Origin of the sequence: Stenotrophomonas sp. ATs4 (genome assembly GCF_051861585.1) — a bacterium.
Classification (GTDB): Bacteria; Pseudomonadota; Gammaproteobacteria; order Xanthomonadales; family Xanthomonadaceae; genus Stenotrophomonas; species Stenotrophomonas maltophilia_AS.
Genome location: NZ_JBLYPK010000003.1, coordinates 206,634 through 232,725 on the forward strand (window position 1 = coordinate 206,634; position 26,092 = coordinate 232,725).

Sequence of the window (26,092 nt, forward strand, 5' to 3'; positions counted from 1 at the left end):
AGTCTTCGCCATCACGCCATGGCGGTCACGCATCGGCGAAACTGTGCGGGTGAATGCTGATCGTCCTCCCCCGCCGTCCCCTCCCGCACTGCGCCCGCGAGGCGCGCGGTGAGCGCTGCCTTCCCGCCCAGTTGGTATGCCGCCAGCCTGCCCGAACCACCCGCGCTGCCTTCGTTGCAGGGTAGTGTGCAGGCCGATGTCGCAGTGCTTGGCGCGGGCTACACCGGCCTGACCGCAGCCCTGGAACTGGCCGCACGTGGCCAGCGCGTGGTGGTGCTGGACGCGCAGCGGATCGGCTGGGGCGCGTCCGGTCGCAACGGTGGCCAGGCGCTGGTCGGCTATGGCTGCGAGGTGGACGAACTGGAGCGTCAGCTCGGTCGTGATGATGCGCGCCACCTGTTCGACTGGTCGCGCGACGCGGTGCAGGCGATGCGCACGCGCATCGATCGTCATGGCATCGACTGCCATTGGCTGGAGGGCCACGCCAGCGTCGCGATCCGCGAACGCCATGAGCGCGACCTGCGGGCCAACTGCGAGCATCTGCAACGCCACTACGACTACCCCATGCAGTGGTGGGACCGTGATGCCCTGCGCGCACAGCTGGACAGCCCGCGCTACCGCGCCGCGATGTTCGATCCGCTCAGCGCGCACCTGCAGCCCCTGGCCTATGCCCGCGGACTGGCCGATGCGGCGCGCGCGGCCGGCGTGGTGATCCACGAGAACTCCGTAGTGACCCGCGTGCAACGCGGACCGCAGCCCACCCTGCATACCGCGCAGGGAAGCGTGCGCGCCGCGCATCTGGTGGTGGCCGGCAACGCCTGGCTGCAGGGCCTGCTGCCCGAGCTGGAACGGCGGATCATGCCGGTCGGCACCTATATCGGCGCCAGCGCGCCGCTGGGTGCCGAGCGCGCCCGCGCCCTGATCGGCAACAACATGGCCGTGGCCGACACCGCCTGGGCACTGGACTACTTCCGTCTCAGCCACGACCACCGCCTGCTGTTTGGTGGCCGCGCCAGCTATTCGGCACTGCCCCCACCCGGCCTGCGCGGGGTGATGCAGCGGCGCATGCACCAGGTATTCCCGCAGCTGGCCGACGTGGCCCTGGAGCAGATCTGGGGCGGTTATGTGGACATTACCCGCAACCGCGCCCCGCATTGGGGCCGGCTGGACGGCAACCTGTACTTCGCACAAGGGTTCTCCGGGCATGGGGTGGCCGCTGCCGGGCTGGCCGGCGAGGTGATCGCCGCCGCCATTGCCGGCCAGAGCGAGCGCCTGGACGTGTTCCAGCGCCTGCGGCATGCCCCCTTCCCCGGCGGCCGGCTGCTGCGCACGCCACTGCTGGTGGCGGCGATGTCCTGGTACAAGCTGCGGGATGCGTTGTGGTAGCGGGACCCTTCCCAGCCACATAATCAGCGCAGGAGCTGGGGGAGCACGTGGATGCAGTGGTGGAAGGACGGCCTGTTGGTGAGGATACGGGTCAGCCCCCAAGGGCTGGCGCTGGCACTGATCTATGCCCTCGCCTGCTGGGGCGCGCGCAAGCTGTCGCTGGATCAGTTTTTCCTGCCTGCTGGCGTACGGGTGGCCGCATTGCTGTTGTGCCCGCCTCGACTGTGGCCCTACCTGCTGATTGGTGAATACGCCTACTTCGCGCATCTGCGCATCCCCCTGATCAGCAAATACAACCTGACCTGGGTGATCCTCGCCTCGGTATTCCTGATGCCTGCTGTGATGCTGATCGTGCGCCTGCACCAAAAGCTGCTGGCACGCACCACGATCGTCGGCGTGATCTCCATCGCGGCATGCGCCGCGATGGTCATCAGTCTGCTCAACCTGGGAATCTCGTACCTGCTCTGGGCCCCGTTGCGTGAAGGGACATTTCTCACCAATGTGTTGCGCTATGCGCTGGGCGACTTCACCGGCATCCTGATCCTCGCGCCCCTGGCATTGCTATGGATCCGCCGCGCCGAGGAAAAATGGACGGCCCGGTCTGTTGCGGCCACAGTCGGAGCACTCGGAGCAATGCTGGTCATTGGCCTGCAGGCGACGCCGGTACCTGCCTCGATCACAGCCCCTGGTTCGCTGCAGTTATTGTTGATCCTGCCTATTCCCGCAATCGCCCTGACCTGCCTGCTGGGATGGCGCGGCGCGGCCATCGGTGTCGCTGCCGTGAACATGATTCTTGGCCTGAGCACCCCTGCCGACCACCCGACGGCATTCGATCCGGCCACCTTCGCCACCCAGCAGGCCATGGCTATCGCCAGCATCGCCCTGTTGTTGCTGGGCGCGCGCATCACCCACTTCCAGAGCCAGCACCGGTTACGCGAGGAAGATGGAAGAGCGGCCATGCAGCTTGCGCGGAACTCGCATCTGGCCAGCGAGATGGACCTGCGTGAGCGCGCGGCCCATCTACGCCAGCTGGGCGACGGCATGGACCTGTCGCTGAACGAAATGGTGAACTGGCTGCATGCGCAGGGCCATCACGCAGTAGCCGACAGCCTGCGGCATACCACGGAGGTACATTCGCGCCTGTTCCGGGCCCAGGCCAGCATGATCTATCCCGCCGCTCTGGAACGGCTGGGCTTGTATGTGGCCTTGCAGGCCGGCGGGGTGCGTGAGGCATGGAACGCCACGCATCGAATCGGGCAACCCAGGTTGATGGGTGATCCCTGCGCGCTCGGGGTTGGCCTGCAGCTTGCGGCCTACCGGCTCGTGGTTGACGCGGTATCACTTCTACTGAGATGCGAATCCGGACAGATTTCGGTCAGTATCCGCTGCGGATATTTCGCCCGAAAGCCTGGTGTATTCATCTGCGTAGCCCTCGTGGGTCGGAACGAATCGTTGGGAATCCGGACCACGGAGCTGGCAAATGAGCAGTTGCTGGGCCGAATTCTTGTGCATGGTGGCCATATGGACATGAGTGGCAACAGACTCAGGATCGTGTTGACGGAAGCGCCGGGAGATTCCGGCCAAGCGAGCGCTACCGAAGCTTTGGGGGGACTTACACGCTCCATCGATCCAGGTGCTCCGCGGGCCTCGACCTGACACCCCCCATAGAAACGGGATGCAGATCACTACTCAAGGGTGATCTTTGTTCGCCCCCCCCTCCTGCCCCCGCCAAGGCGGTCCAGCTCGTGTGATTGCGCCCCCGTGCTTCTATGGATACTGTCACCCAATGGCGCGTTCAAACAAGCAATGGGGCCGCCGCCATGTCACGAGCAATGGAGGCTTGGGTTGAATTGGTGGAAGAGGGGAATTGAACTGACGTTCCGCGTGCGGCCCTTGGGGCTGGCGATTGCCGTGATGTACGCGATTACGTGTTGGGCCGCTTGGCGGGTCTCGCTGGACCAGTTTTACCTGCCTGCCGGCATTCGTGTAGCAGCTTTGCTTGTGTGTCCACCTCGCCTCTGGCCCTATCTGCTAATTGGCGAATACGCGTACTTCGCACAATTGCGCTACCCGTTGATAGATGAGTATGGGCTGGCATGGGTAATCCTGGGTTCGGCATTCCTGCTGCCAGCCGTTGCTCTGGTTGTGTATGCGCATCGAAAATTCATGACTGCCAGGGCAGATGGATGGCTGCTTTCGCTCGCAGTGTCAGCCGCCGTGATTGCCACTGCCCTGAAACTTGGACTGTCTCACCTGCTCTCAGAGAACCCTTCAAGCGTGCCGGTTGCGACAAGGGCCGTACGCTTCGTCCTTGGTGACTACATCGCCATCCTGACGGTTGCGCCACTGGCAGTTCTCTGGAGCAGGCGACATGCAATGGACGAATGGGGACGCTGGCGCTCTCCTCCAACAGTCGCCGCTCTTGCAGTAATGCTGGGGCTGGGTCTGATTACCGCAATGGCGCCGGGCTTGTCGGATGCAAGCAAGACAAGTCTGCAGTTGACCATGGCGCTGCCAGTGATCGTGTTGACATGTATTCATGGCTGGCAGGGAGCAGCCATTGGCGTTCCCCTGTTGAACATTCTCATTGCAGTGGTTACTCCTACATCCGGCCTGCTTGGCTCATACGATGAACGAACCTTCACAACACAGCAGCTGATTGCCATTGCAGGCACCGGGCTACTGGCACTCGGCTCACGTATCAGCCGGCACTATCATCAGCGGGGGCGTAGAGACGTAGACGGGCACCAGGCCGCTCGACTATCAAGGTCCGCTCATATGGCGAGCGAAATGGATCTACGGGAGCGTGCCCTGGATCTCAGGAGAATCGCGGATGGCATTGAAGCCTCCTTGAGCAGGACAGCCGACCTGTTGAAGACACATGGCCATCACTCGCCGGCACTGGATCTACTTCTCACATCCACCGCACATTCCCGCCAGTTCCGCGAATTGACCAGCATGGTCTATCCGACCGAGGTCGAGCACGTTGGTCTCTACCTGGCCCTGCAGGTCAGCGGCATTCGTGAAAGCTGGAATCAGACACACAGGGTCACTTCTCCCTTCCTGACCGGGGATCCCTGCAGACTGAGTATTGCGTTGCAGCTGGCGGCCTACCGCACTCTCACCGAGGCCGTCTCATTGCTGCTCAAGCAGGAACAGGGACAGATCCAGATACGTGCTCGTTGCGGGACACTGAAGGGGCAACAAGGAATTCTGCTCAGAATCGCACTGCTGGACCCTGATCGCGATCTGCTCGTCGACACAACAAGGCTGGCTATTGAACGTCTGAGCTCCCGCGCACAAGCCTATGGAGGGAAAGTGCACTGCGAAGGGAACTGCGTACGTGTGCTGCTCCTGGAGACAGCAGCCGGCAGCGCGCAAAGCAGCATGCAGGCTGCCTGGACAAGCCGAGCGGACATAGCCTGACTGTCGCCAGCCACTAGAACCGAAGGCCCAGATGATCAGATCATGACAGGAGCCGCTCCCCGGCTCCTGCTTCGTAGATATGCGCAATCGAGGCGCCAACGAGAGTGTTCTCAGCCTGCGGTATCCACAGACTCGACGACCCATACAGCGCTCGCACCTTCTCCATAGACAACCAACGAGAACTGAGCACTCTGGAACACCACGCGTCGGACAACCTTCTCGGGCAAACTCAGTCGATGCGAAGGCAAAGACACCTTTGCAGCACTCTTACCAGCCGGCAGCGTCCAGAACGTGGCGTCGACATTTCCCACGATCAGCACGACCTGACCCGAGAGATCATTCACTTGGTAGTAACTGATCCCATCACGCTCGAACCCATAGACAAGCCAGTTTGGGTTCAAACTCAGATTCGTGGCTGTCGGCAGAGATTCTCCCAGACCGCTCCGAGCCATATGGATTCCGTTGTCGCCACTGGGGCAACACGCTGATGCGCTGAAAGCGGACACAGAAAGCAGGACAGCGGCAGGAAGCAACACTCGCAGTTCAGAAAATCTCACGCTCACCCCCATGGATGGTTGGAAAGACAGCTCCAGGCAATTCCGTTTCGCCACCCCACGACTGGATGGCGCGCGACCTCGCTTGAAGGGTTCCTTCGTTCGACGCAGCCGTGTCCAATGCACCAGTAGGGGTGACGCACCCCAGCATAACCATGCCGCACTGTGAGCGCCATGAAGGGAGTGCCTTCGAACCTGACCCAATTGTCCCAAAGATACCCGATGTACTTCTTCGAACCGCGCAGGGCAGATATGTCCACAAGCGAGGGCTCCGGCTAAAGTTACGCCCGAAACCGCCGCTATCCGTGCCGAGCCCTCCTTCGTGAGCCACCGCCTCATGCCCGTCCTGCCGCAGGTCGCCGTCGATGGAGACCTGGCTGATCCCCTGCCACAACGGATTCTGCTGGTCGAAAATTCCCGTGCCTTCACCGGCATGCTGCGCGAGGCCATCGAGCAGCGCTTGGAATTGCCGGTGGTGATTGCCTCCACCCTGGCCGAGGCCGACCGCCTGCTCAGCGAAGGAGGCGGCTGGTTCCTGGTACTGACCGGGCTGGTGCTGGCCGATGGCGACCGCGATGCGGTGGTCGAGTTCTTCCTCAAGCGTGACCTTCCAACCGTGGTGGTCAGCGGCGTGTACGACGAGGACCTGCGCAAGCGCGTGCTGCAGCAGCAGATCATCGACTATGTGCTGAAGAACACCCCCGGCAGCATCGACTACCTGGTGTGGCTGGTGCAGCGGCTGGAACGCAACCGTCGCATCGCCGCGCTGGTGGTGGACGATTCGCCGTCCGCGCGTGGCTATGCCGCGGCCCTGCTGCGCATGTACGGCCATGAGGTGTACGAAGCGGCCGACGGCAACGAGGGCCTTGCCGCGATCGAGGCACATCCGGCGATCCGCCTGGCGGTGGTCGACCAGGAAATGCCTGGCATGCAGGGCGTGGAGTTCACCCGCCGCCTGCGTACCCTGCGCTCGCGCGACAAGGTGGCGGTGATCGGCATTTCCGGCAATACCGATGCCTCGCTGATCCCACGCTTCCTGAAGAACGGCGCCAACGATTTCCTGCGCAAGCCGTTCTCGCGCGAGGAATTCTTCTGCCGCGTCTCGCAGAACGTGGACCAGCTGGAACTGATCGGCACCCTGCAGGATCTTGCCACACGCGACTTCCTGACCGGTCTGCCCAACCGCCGCTGCTTCCTGGAGCAGAGCCAGCGCCAGCTGCCGCAGCTGCAGCTGCATGGCCAGTGCGTGGCGGTGGCGATGATCGACATCGACCACTTCAAGCACATCAATGACACCCACGGCCATGAAGCCGGCGACGATGCACTGCGGGCAGTGGCCGGCGCGGTGGCCGCACATGCACGCAGCCAGGACCTGATCGCACGCTTCGGCGGCGAGGAATTCTGCCTGCTGGTACCGGACATGGAACAGGACGAGGCGCTGCTGTACTTCGAGGAGCTGCGCCAGCGCATTGCCGCATTGGAAGTGGACATCGGTACCGCCACCCTGCGCATGACCGTGAGCATCGGCCTGTGCTGCCTGCGCCCGCAGCGCGACGCACTGCACCGGCTGATTTCCGAAGCCGACCGCCAGCTGTACCTGGCCAAGGCCGGTGGCCGCAACCGGGTCAGCTGCACCACAGTGGCCAGCCCACTGCGACCGCGCGAGCCTGCCCTGCCCTGACCGGCCTGCTTTGATCCAGATCAACGCCGCACGCGCGCGGCAGTTCTACAGTCGGCGCCGACATAGGCATGAAGGGGAGCCGGGGATGGCACTACTGGTCTGGCAGGACGATCTGAACATCGGCATCGATGTGATCGACCAACAACACCGCCGCATCATCGAGATGCTCAACCACCTGCACGTAGCACAGACCAGCATGCAGCGTGCGGCAGTGGGTGAAGTGATCGACGAGGTGGTGGACTACACCATGTCGCACTTCGCGTTCGAAGAGGAGCTGATGGAGGAAGCGGGCTATCCGTTCTGTGCCGCGCACAAGCGCGTGCATGAGGTCTTCATCAAGCGGGTATCGGAATACCGCATGCGCTTCCAGGCCGGCGAGGACATCAGCGATGAACTACGCACCATGCTCTCGCGCTGGCTGTTCAACCACATCCGTGGTGATGACCAGGCCTATGCCGAACAGGTCAAGGCGCACCTGAACCAGTTCGCACGCGAACATCAGGGCGGCGGTTGGCTGGGGCGCACACTCAAGCGCTTCTTTGGTTGAGTCTCAGTGCGCGCCGGTGCAGTGCCACCAGCGCGCACAGGGTCGCCACCGCGGTCAGGCACAGGTAGTAGCCCACCGCGACAAGGCCGAAGCGTTCGGCCAGCCAGGTGGCCAGGTACGGCGCCGGTGCCGCGCCGAGGATGCCGGCCAGGTTGAATGACAGCGAGGCGCCGGTGTAGCGCACCTCCACCGGGTAGATCTCGGCCAGGAAGGTGCCGCAGGGGCCGTAGGTCAGGCCCATCAGGAACAGGCCCAGGCACAGGAAGCCAGTGACCAGCCACGGGCTGTGCGGCTGGAACAACGGTGCGAACAGCACGCCGAAGCCAATGATCAGCACGCTGGCAACGATCATCGTGCGCCGCGTGCCCCAACGGTCGCCATAGCGCGCCGACAGCGGGATACCCAGCGCGAAGAACAGCATGCCGGCCATCTGCATCAACAGGAACTGCTCGCGGCTGTAGCCCAGCACGGCGGTACCGTGGCCAAGGCTGAATACTGTCATCAGGTAGAACAGCACGAAGGTGGCGAACGCGCCCAGTGTGCCCAGCAGCATCGGCACCGGGTAGTCACGCAGCACCGTCCAGATCGGCAGCCGCACCGGCGCCTTGCGCTCCAGCGCCTTCTTGAAATCGGGCGTCTCGTGGATGTTCAGGCGCACCCACAGGCCAAGGCCGACCAGCAGCGCGCTGGCCACGAACGGAATGCGCCAGCCCCACTGCAGGAAGTCGTCCTGGCTCAGGCAACGACCAAGCACGAGGAAGATGCCGGCCGACAGCAGAAAGCCCAGCGGTGCGCCCAGCTGCGGGAACATGCCGTACCAGGCGCGCTTGCCCGGCGGTGCATTCTCGGTGGCCAGCAGCACCGCACCGCCCCACTCACCGCCCAGCCCCAGGCCCTGGCCGAAGCGGCACAGCGCCAGCAGCGCGGGGGCCCACAGCCCGATCTGGGCATGGGTGGGCAGCAGGCCGATCAGCACGGTGGACAGGCCCATGGTCAGCAATGCGGCCACCAGCGTGGCCTTGCGGCCGATGCGATCACCGAAGTGACCGAACACCGCCGAGCCGACCGGGCGTGCGATGAACGCTACCGCGAAGGTCGCCAGTGACTGCAGCAGCGCCGCCTGTTCGCTGCTGTCCGGGAAGAACAGGTGCGGGAACACCAGCACCGCCGCCGTGGCATAGATGTAGAAATCGAAGAATTCGATGGTGGTGCCGATCAGGCTGGCCAGCAGCACACGACGGGGGGAATTCACGGGCGACGCAGCAGCGGTGATCGTCGACATCGGCAACACGGGTAACGGCGGATCGCCCGATTCTGCCACGGGCCGGTGGCCGCACGGGGCGATGGTTTCAGCCGACACCGTTGCCAACGGAATTTTTCCGGCCACCCGCTAGGCTGCGCCACCGGTCCCTGCATGGATGCTTTGCCGATGGCTGCAGTCACGTTGTCGTGGTCCAATTCGTCGAAGCTGCCGCGCATGGCGGCGTGGCTGGTGGTGCTGCTGGTGCATGGGTTGATGGCACTTTGGCTGCTGGGCAGTGGCAGGATCACGCTGCGTAGCGACGACGGTGCCAGGATTTCATTGCATTGGTTGCCGCCGGAGCAACCCGTGGCGGTTCAACCACACCCGGCGCCGCCCTCCGCATCGGTGGCGCGTCCAGCCGCATCAACAGCGCCACGTCCGACCCTGCTTTCGCCTACCCATGCCAGCAGGCCCACCGCGGAGGAGCCGCCTGCAACGGTGCCACTGGTGCTGGATCTGCCTGCGGGCAGCATCGACGGCGGCGACGGCATCAGCGCAGCGGGCGTCGCGCCCCGTCTGATCGGTCGCCGCGAGGTGCACCCTGCATTCGCGCCGCGCCGCAATTACTTCCGCATCCGTCGGCAGATGAGCCCCGAGCAGATCGTGCATGGGGTGGCGCAGCTGCTGGGCTTGTGGCCGCCCGGGTACATGGTCGACCCGTGCGAGCTGGGTCGGCAGGACATGGACTATTTCCAGAACGCGGTCGAAGAAGCCGATCGCGACGTGCTGCGTGCAGCAGTGCTGCAGGTGAGTGCCCGCTGCCGTTAGTGGCCGCGCCTTTGTGGAGCCGAGCCTATGCTCGGGTGCGCTTCGCTCTTCTGTAGAGCCGAGCCATGCTCGGCTGCTTCTCCCGAAGAGCAGCCGAGCATGGCTCGGCTCTACGATACAGCGCGAAGTTGTCCAGAAAGCGCGTAGTTACAACTGGATCCAGGTGGCCTTGATCTCGCTGTACTTGTCGAACGCATGCAATGACTTGTCCCGCCCATTGCCGGACTGCTTGTAACCACCAAACGGTGCGGTCATGTCGCCACCATCCCAGCCGTTCACCCATACGCTGCCAGCGCGCAGCTGGCGCGCGACACGGTGGGCGCGGCCGAGATCGCGCGTCCACAGGCCCGCGGCCAGGCCGTAGCGGCTGTCATTGGCCAGGCGCACCGCTTCGGCTTCGTCGTCGAAACCAAGTACGGCCAGTACCGGCCCGAACACCTCCTCACGTGCCAGTGCGTGATCGGGCCGCACCTGGTCGAACACGGTGGGTTGCACGTAGCAACCACCTGCCTCCACCTCGGCGCGACGACCACCCAGCAACAGGCGGGCGCCCTCGCCTTCGGCCCGCGCGATATCGGCCAGCACCTTGTCCACGTGCGCGGCATCCACCAGTGCGCCCATCGGCGCATCCGCCTCCAGCGGGTGCCGTGGTTGCATGCGCTGGCCGTAGGCGATTACCTGGTGCACGAAGTCCTCGCGGATCGAACGCTGTACCAGCAGTCGCGAGCCCGCGGTACAGACTTCGCCCTGATTGAAGAAGATGCCCTGTGCCACGGCCTTGGCGGCCGCGTCGAGGTCGGGCGCATCGGCGAACACCACATGCGGGCTCTTGCCACCGCATTCCAGCCAGACCCGCTTGAGGTTGGATCGCCCGGAATACTCCAGCAGCTTCGCGCCGGTGGCGGTGGAACCGGTGAAGGCCAGCACGTCCACGTCCATGTGCAGGGCCAGCGGTTCACCAACGCGCGCACCGTGACCCGGCAGCACGTTCAGAACGCCGTCCGGCAACCCCGCTTCGGCAGCGAGTGCTGCCAGCCGCAGCGCGCTCAAGGGCGATCGCTCAGAAGGCTTGAGCACCACCGAATTGCCCATCGCCAGCGCCGGTGCGATCTTCCAGCACGCCATCAGCAGCGGGAAATTCCACGGCACGATGGCGGCCACCACGCCAGCGGCCTCGCGTGTGACCAGGCCAAGTTCGTGCGGACCCGTGGGTGCGATCTCACCGTAAAGCTTGTCCACGGCTTCCGCGGTCCAGGTCAGGCAGCGCACCACGCCGGGCAGGTCGATGCGCCGCGCGTCACGTACCGGCTTGCCCATGTCCAGGGTTTCCAGCAGGGCCAGCTCATCGGCGTTCGCTTCGACCAATGCCGCCAGCGCCAGCAGCACGCGCTTGCGATGGGCCGGACTGGCCTGCGACCAGTGGCCGGCCTCGAAGGCACGCCGCGCCGCCCGCACCGCGCGCTCGACGTCCTGCGCGTCGCAGTCGGCGACCGCCCCCAGCACGCGACCATCGATCGGGCTGATGCAGTCGAAGCGGGCGCCGCTGGCGGCATCGACATAGCGGCCATCGATGAAGGCCTGGCCGGGCATCGACAGCTGGAGGGCCAGCGCCTGCCAGTGGCTGCGGTGGGGGAAATCGGCCATGGGTGGCTCCAACATTCAACGAGCCTTGGTTATACCGGGACCGCCGCGACTCCGCCGTGACGCGGCTGCGCTACATTCATCGCATCGGACCCGATGGAGCTGGCATGAAGCGTCCCGAAAGCGACCTGCACGACCTGGCCACCCAGCGCCCCGAGTCACTGGACGCGTATTGGATGCCGTTCACCGCCAACCGCCAGTACAAGGCCGCGCCGCGCATGCTGGTACGCGCTGAAGGCATGCACTACGAGGACGTCGATGGCCGCCAGATCCTCGACGGCACCGCCGGCCTGTGGTGCTGCAACGCCGGCCACGCCCGCCCGCGCATCGTCGAGGCCATCGTCGAGCAGGCACGCACGCTCGACTATTCGCCGGCCTTCCAGATGGGCTCACCGCCGGCATTCGCACTGGCGCAGCGACTGGCCGCGCTGGCGCCGGGCCCACTGAACCATGTGTTCTTCACCAGCTCCGGTTCCGAGGCGGTGGATACCGCGATGAAGATCGTGCTGGCCTACCACCGCCAGCGCGGCGAGGGCCAGCGCACCCGTTTCATCAGCCGCGAGAAGGCGTACCACGGGGTCGGCTTCGGCGGCATGGCGCTGGGTGGGCTGCCCAACAACCGCAAGCCGTTCGGCCTGCAGCTGGGCGGCGTGGACTACCTGCGGCACACCCTGGACCTGCAGCGCAATGCGTTCAGCAAGGGCCTGCCACGCCAGGGCGCGGAGTTGGCCGACGACCTGGAACGGCTGATCGCGCTGCACGACGCCTCCACCATCGCAGCGGTGTTCGTCGAACCCATTGCCGGTTCCGCCGGGGTGATCCTGCCCGCGCCAGGCTACCTGCAGCGCCTGCGCGAGCTGTGCGACCAGCACGGCATCCTGTTGGTGTTCGACGAGGTCATCACCGGCTTCGGCCGAGTCGGCATGCCGTTCGCTGCGCAACGCTTCGGGGTCACCCCGGACCTGCTGACCTTCGCCAAGGCGGTCAGCAACGGCGCGGTGCCACTGGGCGGCGTGCTGGTGGGCGATGCCGTGCACGCGGGCCTGATGCAGGCGCCGCCGCAGGCCATCGAGCTGTTCCATGGCTACACCCATTCCGGCCATCCGCTGGCCTGCGCCGCAGCGCTGGCGACGTTGGACGTCTACGCCGAGGAACGCCTGTTCGAGCGTGCCATCGAGCTGGGCGACTACTGGCAGGAACGGCTGCATGCGCTGCAGGGCCTGCCCAACGTGATCGACATCCGCAACTTCGGGTTGGTCGGTGCGGTCGAGCTGGCACCGCGCCGCGATGCTCCCGGCAGCCGTGGCTACGAGGTGTTCCGGCGCTGCTTCCACGACGGCCAGCTGCTGGTGCGCTGTACCGGCGATATCATCGCGCTGTCGCCGCCGCTGATCGTAGACAAGGCACAGATCGACCAGATCACCGGCACCCTGGGCGAGATGATCCGGGCCACCGCCTGAGCCCGGACCGGCGGCGTCGAGCGGGTACAATGGTTGGTTCCGCTCCTGCTCGTTGCCGTGCCCATGGATATCGTCGTCAAAGAAGAACTCAAGGCCTACATCGACCCGCTGACTGCGGACGAACACGACGCGCTGGAGCGCAGCATCCTGGCCGAAGGGTGCCGCGATGCGCTGGTGCTGTGGGGCGATGTGCTGGTCGATGGCCACAACCGCTTCGGCATCTGCCAGAAGCACGGCCTGACGTTCAACACGGTGCAGAACACCCGCTTCCAGAGCATGGAAGACGTGCACCTGTGGATGATCGAGCAGCACCTGGGCCGCCGCAGCGTGTCCGATTTCCAGCGCGGCGTGCTGGCACTGCGCAAGCGCGACATCCTGGCGGCCCGCAAGCAGGTGGAGCAGGCGCAGCTGCAGCGCGAGAGCGATGGCACCGCCGACGTCGCCGAGGACGCCGGTGAGGACAGCCCGCCGTGGGAACCGGCGCCGAAGATCAGCCGCGCCGAGCTGGCCCGCGAAGCCAAGCTGAGCACCAGCCAGGTCGGCATGATCGAGCGCATCCACGCCCAGGCTGCGGCCGAGGTGGTGGAAGCGGTGAAGGCCGGCGTGATCTCGATCAGCGCCGCCGCCGCCGTGGCCGACCTGCCGGAAGACGAGCAGCGCGCCGCCGCCGCCGGTGGCAAGGACGAGCTGAAGCAGGCCGCCAAGCGCGTGCGTGATTCCAAGCGCAAGCCGCGCGCACCGAAGCCGGAAGCGGCCGAGATGGACTTCGAGGAACCGGATGAGGACGAGATCGCCAGCCGCGACGCCGAAGTGCTGTCGGCACTGGAGCAGCTGGGCGAGGACGCACCGGCACTGCGCCGCCGCGTGGTCGCGCTGACCCGCGAGAACGACACCCTGCGCGCGCAGCTGGCCGCACTGCGCAAGCAGCTGGAAGCCCTGTAACGCGTGGGTAGCGCCGGGCCGTGCCCGGCGAGCACAGCGGGCCATGAGAAGCCGCCGGGCATGGTCCGGCGCTACCGATGCGTCGGCATCATCCGCTGGCAGGTAGACTTCTGGCATGACGCCTGCCCACGATCCGCGCCGCGCACAACTGCGGCGCCTGAAAGCCCTCGCGTTGGGCCTGTTGCTGTTGATGCTGGCCGGTTTCGCGGTCAGCCACTGGCAGGGCGAGCGCGGCATCTGGGCCTGGGTCTCGGCCTTCTGCGAAGCAGCAGCCGTGGGCGCACTGGCCGACTGGTTCGCAGTCGTTGCCCTGTTCCGGCGGCCGATGGGGCTGCCGATCCCGCACACCGCGATCATCCCGCGCAGCAAGGAACGCATCGGCGACAGCCTGGCCTTGTTCGTGCGCGACCAGTTCTTGGAGCCGCAGGTGCTGCTGGCCAAACTGCAGGTGTTCGACCCCGCCAGCCGTCTCGGCAGCTGGCTGGCCGACCCGGCACGTTCACGGATGCTGGCCGACATGGCGCGCGGCTGGGCCCTGCAGGCGCTGGACTTCTTCGACGAAACCGCCGTGCGGCGACAGCTGCATGCCTTCGTGGTGCAGCAGCTGCGGCAGTGGAATGCCGCCTCCACTGCAGGTGAGCTGCTGGCCCTGCTGACCGCCGATGGGCGCCACCAGCGCGTGCTGGACGAGGGCCTGCAGCGGCTGGGGCGCTGGCTGGAACAGCCGGAAGTGAAGGAGCGCGCCTCGCAGCTGATCGTGCGTTACATCCAGCGCGAATGGCCGACGTTGTCGAGCACGGTGAACTGGGTCAAACCGATCGACGAGATCGGCGACAGCCTGGCCGAGCGCCTGGCGCGGGCGGTGCTGGAAGAACTGCAGCAGGTGCTGGCCGAGCCGCAGCATCCGCTGCGCCAGGACTACGAAAGCTGGCTGCAGAACTATGTGCAGCGCCTGCGCGAGGATCCGGCGCTGGCCGAACGCATTGAACAGCTCAAGCAGGAAATGATCGACCACCCGGCCCTGCAGGACTACGTGCAGGGTCTGTGGGCGCGCATCCACGCCAGCCTGCGCAGCGACCTGCAGCGTGAGGATTCGGCGCTGGTCGGCCATCTGCAGCGCAGCCTGGCCTCGCTGGGTAGCAGCCTGCAGGCCGACCCGGCCCTGCGCGATGCGCTCAACCAGCACCTGCTGGAGGGCGCGCAGCGTCTGACTGGCCGCCTGCGCGAAGGCGTGACCACGCATATCGCCCAGACCGTGAAGAGTTGGGACGAGCGGCATCTGGTGGAGCAGCTGGAACTGAGCGTGGGTCGCGATCTGCAGTTCATCCGCTTCAACGGCACCCTGGTGGGCGGCCTGATCGGCTTGCTGCTGCACGCGGCGACGGTGGTGTTCAGGTTCTAGGCCGACGACGCCGTCAGCACTGTCAGACTTGATTCATAAAATGCGAATGCCTATCATTTACTGATCGGTTGTGCGCTTAGCCAAGCGGCACGGAGAACGTGCCGATCGCCCGTGTACATCCCCGACCTCTGGGCTGCCCGTCTGCGCGGGCCGTGCCTCGTCGATGGGACACGCTGGGCAACATGCGCAGGGCGCAAGGGGCCGCGGACGCGTTCCATCCCTTCTCCAACCTGCAGGACCTCCGTGGACCGCTCGCCCGCAACCGCCAGCCCCCGCACCTTTTTCTCCAACCCGCGCTGGGGCGTACTTTCGCGCTCGCTGGCCGCGATCTTCGGCGGCTACGCGCTGGCCGCGATGACCAGCGTGTTCTGCGCAGTAGCCCTGCCCGGTGCGCGTGGCCAGACCGTGCTGACCGGCATGCTGCTGGCAATCCTGGTGGCCGCCTGCGCGGCACTGTGGGCGTTCGCCACCCGCAGCGCACTGCGCGCCTGGGTCGGCATCCTCGCCCCCACCCTGCTGATGGCAGCCATCGCGCGCCTGCTGGGGGCCTGGGCATGAAGAATGGATTCCGCCAGTCAATGGCCTGGCTGCACACCTGGACCGGCCTGCTGGTCGGTTGGCTGCTGCTGCTGATCTTCATGGCCGGCACTGCCAGCTACTACCGCGAGGAAATCAGCCGCTGGATGCGTCCGGAACTGCCGTCCAGCAACGTCAGCATCGACGTTGCCGCGCAGCGTGCGGTGGACTACCTGCAGGCCAATGCCGCGCAGGCCGAGAACTGGTTCGTCACCCTGCCGCAGCCGCGCAACCCGGCCATGCAGATGTTCTGGCGGCTGCCGCCGGAACTGGCCGACCCCAGCCGTGGCCGTCGTGGTGGCTTCGGCGATGCCACGCTTGACCCCAACACCGGCCAGGCCCTGAAGGCCCGCGAGACCCGCGGCGGTGAATTCTTCTACCGCCTGCATTTCGACCTGCACTACATTCCGGTGCTGTGGGCGCGCTATCTGGTTGGCTTCTGCGCGATGTTCATGCTGGTGGCGATCATCACCGGCGTCATCACCCACAAGAAAATCTTCAAGGACTTCTTCACCTTCCGCAAGGACAAGGGCCTGCGCTCCTGGCTCGATTTCCACAACGTCAGCGCGGTGATGGCCCTGCCCTACCACGCGATGATCACCTACACCGGCATCGTCACGTTGATGATCATGTACCTGCCGTGGGGGGTGAAGGTGGCTTACCCGCAGGATGAGGATGCGTTCTACAGCGAGGCCTTCGGAGGCATGCCTGAAGTCACCGCGCCCGCTGAAGGTCGCGCGGTGCCACTGCCGATCGCGCAGTTGCTGGACAGCGCGCGTGTGCACTGGCACGGCGTGGAAGTGGCCGGCTTCACCGTCTCCAACCCGGGCGCGGCCAATGCGGTGATCGACATCCGCCAGCGCGACGGCAAGCGCCTGTCCACCGACACCCCGGCGGTGCGCTACGACATGGTCAACGGCACGTTGCTGGAAGAAACACCGCCGTCTGGCGGCGCGACCGCCACCCGTGGCGTGCTGTATGGCCTGCACCTGGCACGCTTCGCCGACTGGGGCCTGCGTGCCCTGTTCTTCCTGTCCGGCCTGGTCGGCTGCCTGATGGTCGCCAGCGGCGTGGTGCTGTGGGCAGTGAAGGAACGCCCGAAGCATGCCAAGAGTGGCCGCATCGGCTTCGGCCTGCGCCTGGTCGATGCGCTGAACATCGGCACCGTGGCTGGCCTGCCGATTGCCTTTGCCGCCTACTTCTGGGGCAACCGCCTGCTGCCGCTGGACATCGCCGAACGCTCCAGCGCCGAGGCCAACGTGTTCTTCTACGCCTGGGGCGGCGCGCTGCTGGCCGCCTTCGTCTGGCCGAAGCGGGTGATGTGGGCGTGGCAGCTGTACGTGGGCGCGGCCGCGTTTGCGCTGGTGCCAGTGGTCAATGCACTGACCACGCATGCGCATCTGGGTGTCACGCTGCGCAACGGCGACTGGGTGCTGGCTGGCTTCGATCTGTCGATGATCGCCTTCGGCGCGATGCTGGCGTTGTGCGGCTGGCGCATGCAGCGCTGGACGCCACCACTGTCTGCGGCCGAGAAGAAGAAGCGTGCGGCAGCCGCAGCTGCCCCCAAGGCCCTGGCGGAAACCACCGAAGCGGAGGCCAGCGCATGATGCTGCTGGCATTGACCCTGTCATTCTCCGCGTTCACCGCGTTGTCGCTGGCGATGGAGAAGCACCAGCACGACCTGCACGGCAAGGCGGCGGCAGCGCCGGCACGGCGCACGCAATGGCGGGTGCTGGGTTGGGCCCTGCTGACGGTGGCGTTCGCGTTGTGCGTGGTCGACCACGGCTGGGCACTGGGCCCGGTGCTGTGGCTGGGCGTGATGACCGTGGGCGGCGTGGTGCTGTCGTTCGGGCTGTACCCGTACCGGCCGAGGTGGATCGCGCCGCTGGCGGTCTCGCTGCCGGTGCTGGGGCTGCTGGTGGCGGTGCTGTAACCGCCATCCACGCATGGCGTGGATCTACTGAACAACTATCCACGCATGGCGTGGATCTACTGGACAACCATCCACGCATGGCGTGGATCTACTGGTCAGACGGGGTAGTGCCGGCCGCTGGCCGGCATCCCGCTTGGCTGGGATCAACCCAACCGCTTCAACTCCCACGCACGGTGGATGCGCGCGTTGCGCTCGAAATCCGGGCCGATCGTGCGCGCGGTGATCTCGCGGCACTGGGCGAATTCGGCTATGGCGTTCTCTTCCAGCTTGAAGCGACGGAAGTTGTTGGAGAAATACAGCACGCCGCCCGGTGCCAGCCGCGCCACCGCTGCACGCAGCAGCTTGAGCTGCTCGCGCTGCACGTCGAAGTCATCGGCGCGGGCCGAATTGGAGAACGTCGGCGGATCGCAGAAGATCACGTCGTACTGGCCACGGTCGCCTTCAAGCCAGGCCATCGCATCGGCCTGCACCAGCAGATGCTGGTTGCCACCCTGCCCGTTCAGCGCCAGGTTGTCGTAGCACCACTGCAGGTAAGTCGCCGACAGGTCGACGCTGGTGGTGCTGGCCGCACCCGCCACGGCAGCCTGCACGCTGGCCACGCCGGTATAGCAGAACAGGTTGAGGAAGCGCTTGCCACGCACCTGCTCGGCCATCATCCGGCGCAGCGGTCGGTGATCCAGGAACAGGCCGGTATCGAGGTAATCGAACAGGTTCACCTGCAGCAGCGCATTGTTCTCGCGCACCACGATGAACTCGTCACGCTGTTCGAAGCGGCCGTACTTGCTGCCGCCCTTGCCGCGCTCGCGCGACTTCATCGACACCTGTTCCGGCGGCACGCCGAATACTTCACGTGCGGCGGCCAGCAGTTCGTTGCGGCGGCGGCGCACATCGTTCTCGGGAATCGCGGCCGGCGCGGCATATTCCTGCACGTGCAGGAAGGTACGGCGCTTGCCACCATCTTCCTCGTAGACGTCGATGGCGGCCGCGTATTCCGGCAGGTCGGCGTCGTAGGCACGGAAGCAGGTGATGTCCTCGCGGGCACGCCAGCTCTTGAACTTCTTCAGGTTCTTGCGCAGGCGGTTGGCCACCATCTGCGCGCCCTCGCTCAGCTCGCGCGGCTGTGCCGGGTCGCGGCCCGGCACGGCGATCGGGTCGCAGACGATCAGCGCGCATTCCAGCGCACCGTTGAACATCTGGTACTTCTTGCCGGCGCGAAGGCCAGTGGCGAACGCCAGCTCGTCGTCGCCGCACAGCAGGCTGGCGCGCCACTGCGGCACGGCCTTCTGCAGGGCCTTGCCCAGCGCGCGGTACAGCGCCGGGTCGGCGGCCAGGCGCTCGTCGTACGGCGGATTGCAGACCACTGCACCGATCTCCTGCTCCGGCGCGGTCAGGTCGGCCACATCGGCGCGGGTGAAGCGGATCGCGTGGGCGACACCGGCCACTTCAGCATTCTCGCGTGCCGCCTGGATCGCGGTCGGGTCGATGTCGCTGCCGTGGATGACCGGCTTCAGCGCGGCCAAGCCAGCGGCCTCACGGTCACGTGCTTCGGTCTGGATCGCCTTCCAGGCCGCCTTGTCGAAGCCCAGCCAGCGGCTCGGCGGCAGACTGCCATGGCGCATCAAACCCGGGGCGACGTCGGCCGCCATCAGCGCGCCTTCGATCAACAACGTACCGCTGCCGCACATCGGGTCCAGCAGGCCACCACCGGCGGCGTGCAGGCGCGGCCACTGTGCGCGCAGCAGCAGCGCGGCGGCCAGGTTTTCCTTCAGCGGTGCCTCGTGGGCGGCGCCACGCCAGCCACGGCGATGCAGCGGGCCACCGCCGAGGTCGATCGACAACGAGGCGCGGCCCTTGCGCAGCGACAGGTTGACGCGCACATCGGGCAGATCGGTGTTCACCGAAGGACGTTCCAGGCCTTCATCGCGCATGCGATCGACGATGGCATCCTTGATCCGCTGCGCGGCAAAGCGCGCATGGGTGATCTTGTCGCCGGACACGTGCGCATCTACCGCCAGGGTCATTTCCGGCTTGATGTGCTCGTGCCACGGCAGCGCACGCACGCCGTCATACAGGGCCTGCTCGTCCGGGCACTCGAATTCGTCGATCGGCCACAGCACGCGGCTGGCCAGGCGCGACCACATCACGATCCGCAGCGCCTGCTCCAGTTCGCCCTCGGCGTTGACGCCGGCAATGGTGGCAGTGGCCTTTTCCAGGCCCAGGGCCGACAGCTCATCGGCAAGCAGGTATTCCAGGCCCTTGGCGCAGGAGACAAAAAATTTCACGGGATCGATTCACAGGTGGTCAGGCACGGCGGGGAGCCGGGCCATTCAAAGGGAGGGCCGTGGACACGGCCGGCAGGCCCGCGCCGGGGCGGCGGGGCTGCCATTGTAGTCAATGCGGGCGGGCGCGCTGTACGCCCGGGCTTCACAGCTGGCGCAGCAGGCGCTCGAAGGCCTGCGCAGAGGCCTCCACATGGTGTTCCAGGCGGTGGCCATCGTCCACCAGCAGCAGCTGTGCCGAGCGCGCCTGTGCCCAGGCGATGACCCCGGCGGCCGGCACCACGTCGTCATGCCAGGCCTGCACCACGGTGGTGGGCACCGCCGCGGCATCCAGTGCTGGCATCGGGCCCATGGTGGTCGGTGGCACCATCAGGAACAGGCCGGCCACCGGCACCTGCAGCGAGGCGATGGCGGAGATGTAGGCACCCAGGCTGGAACCGGCCAGCACGACCGGGCCCTGTTGGGCGGCGATGGCGGTGCGTTCCACCAGGCGCTGCAGCCGGGTGCGCACGTCACCCACCCGGCTGACCTCGCTCATCGCGTCGAGGTCGGTGTAGTCCGGGCGCTCGTGGGTCCAGCCCAGGCGCTGCGCCACGTCGGCCAGCGCGGTGACCTTGGTCGCCTCCGGGCCGCTCTCGAAACCGTGGGACAGGATGCAGTGGCCGCGGCTCATGCGCGCGCTCCGTGGGAGCGGGTCGGCGGCGAAAGAGGAGGCAGGTTCATGCCGCAATGCTAGCATCGCCAGATGCCCAACCCGCTCCTGCCCGGCCTGCAGCTGCAGCCCCTGCCCTACCAAGACCGCCTGCCGCTGCGCGACCCGGCCACGCTGGAGATGGTGGTGATCCACTGCACCGAGCTGCCCGATCTGGCGATGGCCCGTGAGTACGGCGAACGCGTGCTGTATGACAGCGGTGCCGGCAACAGCGGCCACTTCTACATCGACCGCGATGGCAGCGTGGTGCAGTACGTGGCACCGGAGCGTGTGGCCCACCACGTGCGCGGCATGAACGCCCACACGCTGGGCATCGAGCTGGTCAACACCGGCCGCTATCCGCACTGGCTCGACAGCCGCCATCAGGCCATGGACGAGCCGTACACCGAGGCGCAGCTGCAGGCCTTGGAGCAGCTGCTGCTGGCGCTGGTGGCGCACTACCCGTCGCTGCGGCGGATTGCCGGGCATGACCAGCTTGACCTGGAACAGGTAGCGGCCAGTGACGACCCGGCGCTGCTGGTGGCGCGCAAGCGTGATCCGGGGTCGTTGTTCCCGTGGGCGCGGATCCTGGCGAAGGTGCCGCTGCAGTCAGTTGAGTAAGGGTCGGCAGGGCTGCGCCCTGCACCTGCAGAGGCAACGTCAACGTCAAGAGCTGGCATTCCGAGGAATGGCGGGGTGGGTCCCTGCTGCTGTTGGTGGGTGTCGACCGTTGGTCGACACGGGGTCGGATCCCGTTGCAACGCAACGGGCTCTGACCCCGATTTACGCTCGATGGGGTCAGAGCCGTTTCCCGTCGGGAAACGGATCCGACCCCGCGCTTCTCAGGCGCCGACCGCCACCGGGCGGCTGCTGTCGCTGACCCAGCCACTCCACGAATCGGCATAGATGCGGGCGCCGGACAGGCCGGCCGCTTCCATCGCCAGCAGCAGGTGGCAGGCGGTTACGCCGGAGCCGCACATCAACACCACCTGCTGCGGATCACGGTTGCCGATCACGCCCTGCAGTTCGGCGCGCAGTTCCTGTGCATCGCGCAGGCGGCCGTCGGCTACGTTCAGGGCGAATGGACGGTTGATCGCACCGGGTACATGACCGGCGACCGGATCCAGCGGTTCCACTTCGCCACGGAAGCGTTCACCGGCGCGTGCGTCAACCAGCCAACCCGGCGCGTGCTTCAGGCGAGCGGTGATTTCATCGGCACTGGCAATCTGGTTGGTGTCGAAACGACCCGGGTAGGCCGGCAACGGGACAACCATGTTCTGCCCGGCCGCCAACGGATGGCCCGCGGCCTGCCAGGCGGCGATGCCACCATCAAGCACGGCCACCTTGCTGTGCCCGATCAGGCGCAGCAGCCACCACAGCCGCGAGGCGGCCATGCTGCCGTCGCTGCCGTCGTACACCACCACCTGGGTGTCGGGACCGATGCCCCACTGGCCGAGCGTCTCTGCAAAGGCATCGCTGTCCGGCAGCGGATGGCGGCCGTGGCCGCTACGGGTCAGATCCGACAGGTCCCGATTGAGGTCGGCATACACCGCGCCCGGAACATGCCCTGCCAGATACTGGCCGCTGCCCGCCTGCGGATCGGCCAGCGAGGAACGTGCATCAACCACACGCACGGCGGTGCTGGCGGTGGCACGCGCATCGACCACACGCACACCTTCGCCCAGAACTGCGGCCAGGCTGGCGACATCGACGAGCGTGGTCCACGGCGGATCGATCGGCTTCATTGCACTTGCTCCAGGCGGCGACGCAGGTTGTAGAGAATGGCGGCGGTCGCGCCCCAGATACGCTGGCCGGGCCAGCCGTACTCGAGGACGTGGCGGACGCGGCCGCGATGATTGATTTCGACCTGACGCAGGTTGTCTGCGGCCATCAGGTAGTCCAGCGGTACTTCAAACACTTCGGCCACTTCGCTGGGTTGCGGCACCGGCACGAAATCCGGATCGACCACTGCCACCACCGGGGTGACCCGGTAACCGGTGATGGTCACGAACGGATCGAGATAGCCCAGCGCCTGCACCTGGCCGGGCGCCAGCGCGATCTCTTCCTGGCTCTCGCGCAATGCCGCCGCCAGTGCATCACGGTCGTCGGGTTCGGTGCGCCCGCCGGGAAACCCGACCTGGCCACCATGGGTGCGCAGGGTTTCGGTGCGACGGGTCAGGATCACCTGTGCGCCGTTGGCGCGGGGCACGATGCCGGCCAGTACGGCGGCTTCCACCGGCGGTCCCGGCGGCAGCAGGTCGATCAGCTCGCTGCGGTTCCAGCCATCGCCGGCGGGTGGATCGGCCAGCGGATGCAGCGCGCGCATCAGGCGTTCGTGGTCGGCCAGTGAGCCGCGCAGTGAGTGCTGCAGTTGTTCGCGCAAGGGTTGCACGCGATGCAGGATGCGACTGCGTTCGTCGTTGCTCATCGACGACCACCGTGCGATTTCATCGAGATGCCGCCCGCAGCCGGTGCACTGCCGGTCTGGATCCAGCTTGCACACGCCGATGCAGGGACTTGCGACAACACGCGCCGTTTCTTCCATTGTTTGCACTCGGCAACAGTAGCGCGAACGGGCTTAATTTGCGCGCGGTCAAGATGCGGCGCGTGTCACGTTGCATCGCGCTGCGTGCGTTCGCAGAGCATGGCCCGGCACTACAGGTCGCGTTCTGCGCAAACAAAAACGCGCCGGTGGGGTCACCGGCGCGTTTGGTTTGCTGCTTCGATTTACTTGACGCTGACCAGCTTGATCTCGAACTGCACAGCCACGTTCGGCGGGAACGGGGTACGCGGGTCGGCACCGTAGGCCTGGTCCGGCGGCAGGGTGACTTCCCACTTCGAGCCTGCCGGCATCTGCAGCAGGGTCTCGCGCATGGCCTTCATTTCGACTTCGCTGACCTTGATCGACGGAATCTGCTGGGCCGGGCGGGCTTCGGTCGGGCGCTGGCCGTACGGGAACGGACCGGCCACTTCCAGCTGCACGGTGCTGGCCTGGGTCGGCTTGGCGCCCTTGCCGGCTTCGACCACGCGGTACTGGACGCCGCTCGGCAGGGACTGCACGCCGGCCTTGGCCTTGTTCGCCGCGATGAACTGATCGCTCTTGGTCTTGTTTTCGGCAGCCGCCTTTTCGTACTCGGCCTTGGCAGCCTGGGCACGGCCCTGCTCACGCTTCTGGAACGCTTCAACGGCCGGCTTCAGCTGGTCGGCGGTAATGGCCGGCTGCTTCTTGGCGTAGGCGTCCTGCAGGCCCTTCACCACCGAGTTGATGTCCAGCTGCTCACCGCGACCGGTCAGCTCCGCCAGGTTGTTGCCGTAGTCGTAACCGAAGTAATAACTCAGCTTGCCCTTCTCGGACGCGATGTCCTGGGCGAAGGCATTGCCCGTCAGGGCCAGGGCCGCGACGGCGACCGCGATAGAACGCAACTTCATCAAACAGATCTCCAGGGGTGGTAACTCAGGGACGTTCTGCGCCGCCCTGAGGCGACGGGTTAGGATAACGGGCGCAACGTGTAACCGCTACTCACGATGCAGGCTATGACCCGTCTGCGTTTGCAGAGTTCAATATCACTATTTTTTAACGTTTCTGGAGTTTCCCCGTGTCAGATGCCCTGATCGCTGTCGCCGATGACGGCGCCATCCGCACCGTGACCGTCCAGCGCCCGGACAAGCTCAACGCCTTGAATGCCGCGACCCTGCAGGCCCTGGCCGAGGCGTTCAACGCAGCCGCAGCCGACCCGGCGGTGCGCGTGGTGGTGCTGACCGGCGCCGGCCCGAAGGCCTTCGTGGCCGGCGCCGACATCGCGGAAATGAACACACTCAGCGCGGTTCAGGGACGTGATTTCTCCCTGCTCGGCCAAGCCCTGATGCGCCAGATCGAGCGCATGCCCAAGCCGGTGATCGCGCGCGTGAACGGATTTGCGCTGGGCGGTGGCCTGGAGCTGGCGATGGCCTGCCACCTGCGCATCGCCGCCGATACCGCCAAGGTCGGCCAGCCGGAAATCAACCTCGGCCTGATTCCCGGCTTCGGTGGCAGCCAGCGCCTGCTGCGCCTGTGCGGCCGCGCCGCCACTCTGGAGCTGTGCCTGCTGGGGGCGCCGATCGACGCCGCGCGTGCACTGGCACTGGGCATCGTCAACGAGGTGGTGCCCGCCGCCGAACTGGACAACCGCGTGCAGGACGTTGCCCGCCAGTTGGCACGCTCGGCGCCGCTGGCCCTGCGCGGCCTGCTCGACGCGGTGCACGTCGGCGGCGAGTGCAGCCTGGAAGCAGGGCTGGAGTACGAAAGCGCGCAGTTCGGCCTGCTGTTTGCCACTGAAGACATGCGCGAAGGGACCAGCGCATTCCTGCAGCGCCGCCCGCCGGCTTTCCAGAACCGCTGACGCCATGGCTTCCCGACCCAACCCCGCGCAGCTGTTCGCCCGGGTCCAGGCAGACGATCTCGATGGCGCCCTGCAGGCGGGCCTGATGGACTACATCGCCAGCGATGCGGACGCGCAGCGGGTGCCCGGCCACCCCGACCTTCCGCAACGCCTGCAGCAGGCGCAGCAGCAATTGCATACGGCCTGGGCCGCACGCGAACGCTACCGCACCCGTGCCGTGCGGCTGGCGCGACGCGAGGCCGAGCGCGACGCGCGGCGCACGCCGGCCCCGGCGCCGGACGTGAAACCCGCCCTGCCCGCTGCAGCGGCCGCCATTCTCGCCCGGGCCAAGGCCCGCGCAACCGGCAAGGAACAGTAATGGCCACTGCGAAGAAAACCGCGCGCGCACCGGCGCGCCGTGGCGGCGTGATGCCCCGCGCCGACGTGGTGGAAATGTTCACCCGCCTGCGCGAACTCAACCCGCACCCCAAGACCGAACTGGAGTACAGCTCGCCGTTCGAGCTGCTGGTGGCGGTGGCGCTGTCCGCGCAGGCCACCGACGTCGGCGTCAACAAGGCCACCCGCCGCCTGTTCCCGGTGGCCAACACGCCGGCGAAGATCCTTGCACTCGGCGAAGACGGACTGAAGCAATACATCGCCACCATCGGCCTGTTCAACGCCAAAGCGAAGAACGTGATCGCCACCTGCGCGATCCTGCTGGAGAAGCATGGCGGTGAAGTGCCACGCGATCGCGATGAACTGGAAGCGCTGCCGGGCGTGGGCCGCAAGACCGCCAACGTGGTGCTCAACACCGCCTTCGGTGAGCCGGTGATGGCGGTGGACACGCACATCTTCCGCGTATCCAACCGCACCGGCCTGGCCCCGGGCAAGAACGTGCGCGAAGTGGAAGACAAGCTGGTGAAGGTGATTCCGGCCGAGTTCCTGCTCGACGCGCACCACTGGCTGATCCTGCACGGACGTTATGTATGCAAGGCGCGCAAACCGGATTGCCCGGGCTGCGTGATCGCCGACCTGTGCCGGTTCAAGGAAAAAACCACGGCCGAGGCGTGACCACGCTGGTGGTGTGACAAAACAAAGACGGCGGGCACAAGGCCCGCCGTCTTCGTTCGCAAACACGTGGTGCT

The 26,092-nt window shown here is 66.3% G+C and carries 24 protein-coding genes; 16 read left to right on the forward strand and 8 right to left on the reverse strand.

The annotated features are described in order from the left end of the window. Window positions 1-108 precede the first annotated feature (108 nt). The 3 genes from ABR323_RS07055 to ABR323_RS07065 all read left to right on the forward strand — a co-directional run bounded on the left by ABR323_RS07055 (window position 109) and on the right by ABR323_RS07065 (window position 4,812). Complete coding sequence (locus ABR323_RS07055) at window positions 109-1,386, forward strand: NAD(P)/FAD-dependent oxidoreductase (RefSeq protein ID WP_439448772.1); 1,278 nt, start codon at window positions 109-111, stop codon at window positions 1,384-1,386. Between the two features lie 51 nt (window positions 1,387-1,437). Then, window positions 1,438-3,042 carry an MASE1 domain-containing protein gene (locus ABR323_RS07060; protein ID WP_439448773.1) on the forward strand — a complete coding sequence of 535 codons (1,605 nt, stop codon included), beginning with the start codon at window positions 1,438-1,440 and terminating at the stop codon, window positions 3,040-3,042. 189 nt (window positions 3,043-3,231) lie between these two features. Next, window positions 3,232-4,812, forward strand: coding sequence for an MASE1 domain-containing protein (locus ABR323_RS07065; protein ID WP_439448774.1), 1,581 nt, complete (start codon window positions 3,232-3,234; stop codon window positions 4,810-4,812). Between the two features lie 110 nt (window positions 4,813-4,922). Here ABR323_RS07065 and ABR323_RS07070 read toward each other — a convergent pair whose 3' ends face one another. Further along, the gene (locus ABR323_RS07070) at window positions 4,923-5,369 is read right to left on the reverse strand and encodes a hypothetical protein (protein ID WP_240796952.1); all 447 of its coding nucleotides are present in this window, start codon (window positions 5,367-5,369) and stop codon (window positions 4,923-4,925) included. A 334-nt stretch (window positions 5,370-5,703) separates the two neighbouring features. Here ABR323_RS07070 and ABR323_RS07075 point away from each other — a divergent pair, with 334 nt between their 5' ends. Further along, window positions 5,704-7,047 (forward strand): diguanylate cyclase, encoded by a 1,344-nt coding sequence (locus ABR323_RS07075; RefSeq protein ID WP_125430833.1) that lies wholly within the window; start codon window positions 5,704-5,706, stop codon window positions 7,045-7,047. Between the two features lie 85 nt (window positions 7,048-7,132). Beyond that, window positions 7,133-7,594, forward strand: coding sequence for a bacteriohemerythrin (locus ABR323_RS07080; RefSeq protein WP_065722369.1), 462 nt, complete (start codon window positions 7,133-7,135; stop codon window positions 7,592-7,594). Here ABR323_RS07080 and ABR323_RS07085 read toward each other — a convergent pair. Continuing rightward, entirely contained in the window at window positions 7,575-8,876 is a 1,302-nt protein-coding gene (locus ABR323_RS07085) for an MFS transporter (protein ID WP_439448775.1), read from the reverse strand. The genes ABR323_RS07080 and ABR323_RS07085 overlap by 20 nt on opposite strands. 147 nt (window positions 8,877-9,023) lie before the next feature. Here ABR323_RS07085 and ABR323_RS07090 point away from each other — a divergent pair, with 147 nt between their 5' ends. Continuing rightward, on the forward strand, window positions 9,024-9,665 hold the full coding sequence (locus ABR323_RS07090) for a hypothetical protein (protein WP_439448776.1): 642 nt from the start codon (window positions 9,024-9,026) through the stop codon (window positions 9,663-9,665). A 147-nt stretch (window positions 9,666-9,812) separates the two neighbouring features. Here ABR323_RS07090 and ABR323_RS07095 read toward each other — a convergent pair whose 3' ends face one another. After that, complete coding sequence (locus ABR323_RS07095; RefSeq protein WP_439448777.1) at window positions 9,813-11,309, reverse strand: aldehyde dehydrogenase; 1,497 nt, start codon at window positions 11,307-11,309, stop codon at window positions 9,813-9,815. A gap of 104 nt (window positions 11,310-11,413) precedes the next feature. On the opposite strand from ABR323_RS07095, the gene ABR323_RS07100 reads away from it, so the two are divergent. The 6 genes from ABR323_RS07100 (at window position 11,414) to ABR323_RS07125 (ending at window position 17,619) form a co-directional block, all read left to right on the forward strand. Continuing rightward, a complete protein-coding gene (locus ABR323_RS07100; RefSeq protein WP_439448778.1) occupies window positions 11,414-12,766 on the forward strand; it encodes an aspartate aminotransferase family protein in 1,353 nt (450 codons plus the stop codon). A 63-nt stretch (window positions 12,767-12,829) separates the two neighbouring features. Further along, a complete protein-coding gene (locus ABR323_RS07105; RefSeq protein ID WP_439448779.1) occupies window positions 12,830-13,708 on the forward strand; it encodes a plasmid replication/partition related protein in 879 nt (292 codons plus the stop codon). A gap of 115 nt (window positions 13,709-13,823) precedes the next feature. Beyond that, on the forward strand, window positions 13,824-15,110 hold the full coding sequence (locus ABR323_RS07110) for a DUF445 domain-containing protein (protein WP_439448780.1): 1,287 nt from the start codon (window positions 13,824-13,826) through the stop codon (window positions 15,108-15,110). Window positions 15,111-15,353: 243 nt separating this feature from the next. Further along, window positions 15,354-15,668 (forward strand): DUF3649 domain-containing protein, encoded by a 315-nt coding sequence (locus ABR323_RS07115; protein WP_439448781.1) that lies wholly within the window; start codon window positions 15,354-15,356, stop codon window positions 15,666-15,668. After that, window positions 15,665-17,293: a PepSY-associated TM helix domain-containing protein gene (locus ABR323_RS07120; protein ID WP_439448782.1), complete on the forward strand. Its 1,629-nt coding sequence runs from the start codon at window positions 15,665-15,667 to the stop codon at window positions 17,291-17,293. The genes ABR323_RS07115 and ABR323_RS07120 overlap by 4 nt, the downstream gene beginning before the upstream one ends. Continuing rightward, on the forward strand, window positions 17,290-17,619 hold the full coding sequence (locus tag ABR323_RS07125; protein ID WP_439448783.1) for a DUF3325 domain-containing protein: 330 nt from the start codon (window positions 17,290-17,292) through the stop codon (window positions 17,617-17,619). Before ABR323_RS07120 ends, ABR323_RS07125 begins: the two co-directional genes overlap by 4 nt. Before the next feature lie 143 nt (window positions 17,620-17,762). Here the strand turns inward: ABR323_RS07125 and rlmKL are convergent, their stop codons facing one another. Both rlmKL and ABR323_RS07135 read right to left on the reverse strand, forming a co-directional pair. Further along, window positions 17,763-19,901: a bifunctional 23S rRNA (guanine(2069)-N(7))-methyltransferase RlmK/23S rRNA (guanine(2445)-N(2))-methyltransferase RlmL gene (gene rlmKL / locus ABR323_RS07130; RefSeq protein WP_439448784.1), complete on the reverse strand. Its 2,139-nt coding sequence runs from the start codon at window positions 19,899-19,901 to the stop codon at window positions 17,763-17,765. A 142-nt stretch (window positions 19,902-20,043) separates the two neighbouring features. Beyond that, window positions 20,044-20,571, reverse strand: a complete 528-nt coding sequence (locus ABR323_RS07135; protein WP_019336678.1) for an alpha/beta hydrolase — start codon at window positions 20,569-20,571, stop codon at window positions 20,044-20,046. A gap of 72 nt (window positions 20,572-20,643) precedes the next feature. Here ABR323_RS07135 and ABR323_RS07140 point away from each other — a divergent pair, with 72 nt between their 5' ends. Continuing rightward, window positions 20,644-21,210: an N-acetylmuramoyl-L-alanine amidase gene (locus ABR323_RS07140; RefSeq protein WP_439448785.1), complete on the forward strand. Its 567-nt coding sequence runs from the start codon at window positions 20,644-20,646 to the stop codon at window positions 21,208-21,210. A gap of 221 nt (window positions 21,211-21,431) precedes the next feature. Here ABR323_RS07140 and ABR323_RS07145 read toward each other — a convergent pair whose 3' ends face one another. From ABR323_RS07145 to ABR323_RS07155, 3 genes are all read right to left on the reverse strand, one after another. Continuing rightward, a complete protein-coding gene (locus tag ABR323_RS07145) occupies window positions 21,432-22,334 on the reverse strand; it encodes a sulfurtransferase (protein WP_439448786.1) in 903 nt (300 codons plus the stop codon). Next, entirely contained in the window at window positions 22,331-23,134 is an 804-nt protein-coding gene (locus ABR323_RS07150; protein ID WP_135272923.1) for a CoA pyrophosphatase, read from the reverse strand. The genes ABR323_RS07145 and ABR323_RS07150 overlap by 4 nt, the downstream gene beginning before the upstream one ends. 182 nt (window positions 23,135-23,316) lie before the next feature. Continuing rightward, window positions 23,317-24,018, reverse strand: a complete 702-nt coding sequence (locus ABR323_RS07155; protein WP_100434351.1) for an FKBP-type peptidyl-prolyl cis-trans isomerase N-terminal domain-containing protein — start codon at window positions 24,016-24,018, stop codon at window positions 23,317-23,319. Window positions 24,019-24,185: 167 nt separating this feature from the next. Between ABR323_RS07155 and ABR323_RS07160 the strand changes: the two genes are divergently transcribed. The 3 genes from ABR323_RS07160 to nth are packed head-to-tail and all read left to right on the forward strand — an operon-like array spanning window position 24,186 to window position 26,018. Continuing rightward, window positions 24,186-24,968, forward strand: a complete 783-nt coding sequence (locus ABR323_RS07160) for an enoyl-CoA hydratase/isomerase family protein (RefSeq protein ID WP_439448787.1) — start codon at window positions 24,186-24,188, stop codon at window positions 24,966-24,968. Window positions 24,969-24,972: 4 nt separating this feature from the next. Further along, the gene (locus ABR323_RS07165) at window positions 24,973-25,326 is read left to right on the forward strand and encodes a hypothetical protein (protein ID WP_439448788.1); all 354 of its coding nucleotides are present in this window, start codon (window positions 24,973-24,975) and stop codon (window positions 25,324-25,326) included. Then, on the forward strand, window positions 25,326-26,018 hold the full coding sequence (gene nth, locus ABR323_RS07170; protein ID WP_439448789.1) for an endonuclease III: 693 nt from the start codon (window positions 25,326-25,328) through the stop codon (window positions 26,016-26,018). The genes ABR323_RS07165 and nth overlap by 1 nt, the downstream gene beginning before the upstream one ends. The last annotated feature ends 74 nt before the right edge of the window (window positions 26,019-26,092 follow it).

Excerpts from the sequence above, each read along its gene's own strand:
- nth (WP_439448789.1), top strand. The coding sequence starts at position 25,326 with ATGGCCACTGCGAAGAAAACCGCGCGCGCACCGGCGCGCCGTGGCGGC.
- ABR323_RS07105 (WP_439448779.1), top strand. The coding sequence starts at position 12,830 with ATGGATATCGTCGTCAAAGAAGAACTCAAGGCCTACATCGACCCGCTG.
- ABR323_RS07080 (WP_065722369.1), top strand. The coding sequence starts at position 7,133 with ATGGCACTACTGGTCTGGCAGGACGATCTGAACATCGGCATCGATGTG.
- ABR323_RS07085 (WP_439448775.1), bottom strand. The coding sequence starts at position 8,876 with ATGTCGACGATCACCGCTGCTGCGTCGCCCGTGAATTCCCCCCGTCGT.
- ABR323_RS07165 (WP_439448788.1), top strand. The coding sequence starts at position 24,973 with ATGGCTTCCCGACCCAACCCCGCGCAGCTGTTCGCCCGGGTCCAGGCA.
- ABR323_RS07145 (WP_439448786.1), bottom strand. The coding sequence starts at position 22,334 with ATGAAGCCGATCGATCCGCCGTGGACCACGCTCGTCGATGTCGCCAGC.
- ABR323_RS07110 (WP_439448780.1), top strand. The coding sequence starts at position 13,824 with ATGACGCCTGCCCACGATCCGCGCCGCGCACAACTGCGGCGCCTGAAA.
- ABR323_RS07100 (WP_439448778.1), top strand. The coding sequence starts at position 11,414 with ATGAAGCGTCCCGAAAGCGACCTGCACGACCTGGCCACCCAGCGCCCC.
- ABR323_RS07075 (WP_125430833.1), top strand. The coding sequence starts at position 5,704 with ATGCCCGTCCTGCCGCAGGTCGCCGTCGATGGAGACCTGGCTGATCCC.
- ABR323_RS07095 (WP_439448777.1), bottom strand. The coding sequence starts at position 11,309 with ATGGCCGATTTCCCCCACCGCAGCCACTGGCAGGCGCTGGCCCTCCAG.
- ABR323_RS07135 (WP_019336678.1), bottom strand. The coding sequence starts at position 20,571 with ATGAGCCGCGGCCACTGCATCCTGTCCCACGGTTTCGAGAGCGGCCCG.
- ABR323_RS07125 (WP_439448783.1), top strand. The coding sequence starts at position 17,290 with ATGATGCTGCTGGCATTGACCCTGTCATTCTCCGCGTTCACCGCGTTG.
- ABR323_RS07090 (WP_439448776.1), top strand. The coding sequence starts at position 9,024 with ATGGCTGCAGTCACGTTGTCGTGGTCCAATTCGTCGAAGCTGCCGCGC.
- ABR323_RS07150 (WP_135272923.1), bottom strand. The coding sequence starts at position 23,134 with ATGGAAGAAACGGCGCGTGTTGTCGCAAGTCCCTGCATCGGCGTGTGC.
- ABR323_RS07140 (WP_439448785.1), top strand. The coding sequence starts at position 20,644 with ATGCCCAACCCGCTCCTGCCCGGCCTGCAGCTGCAGCCCCTGCCCTAC.
- ABR323_RS07060 (WP_439448773.1), top strand. The coding sequence starts at position 1,438 with ATGCAGTGGTGGAAGGACGGCCTGTTGGTGAGGATACGGGTCAGCCCC.
- ABR323_RS07155 (WP_100434351.1), bottom strand. The coding sequence starts at position 24,018 with ATGAAGTTGCGTTCTATCGCGGTCGCCGTCGCGGCCCTGGCCCTGACG.
- ABR323_RS07120 (WP_439448782.1), top strand. The coding sequence starts at position 15,665 with ATGAAGAATGGATTCCGCCAGTCAATGGCCTGGCTGCACACCTGGACC.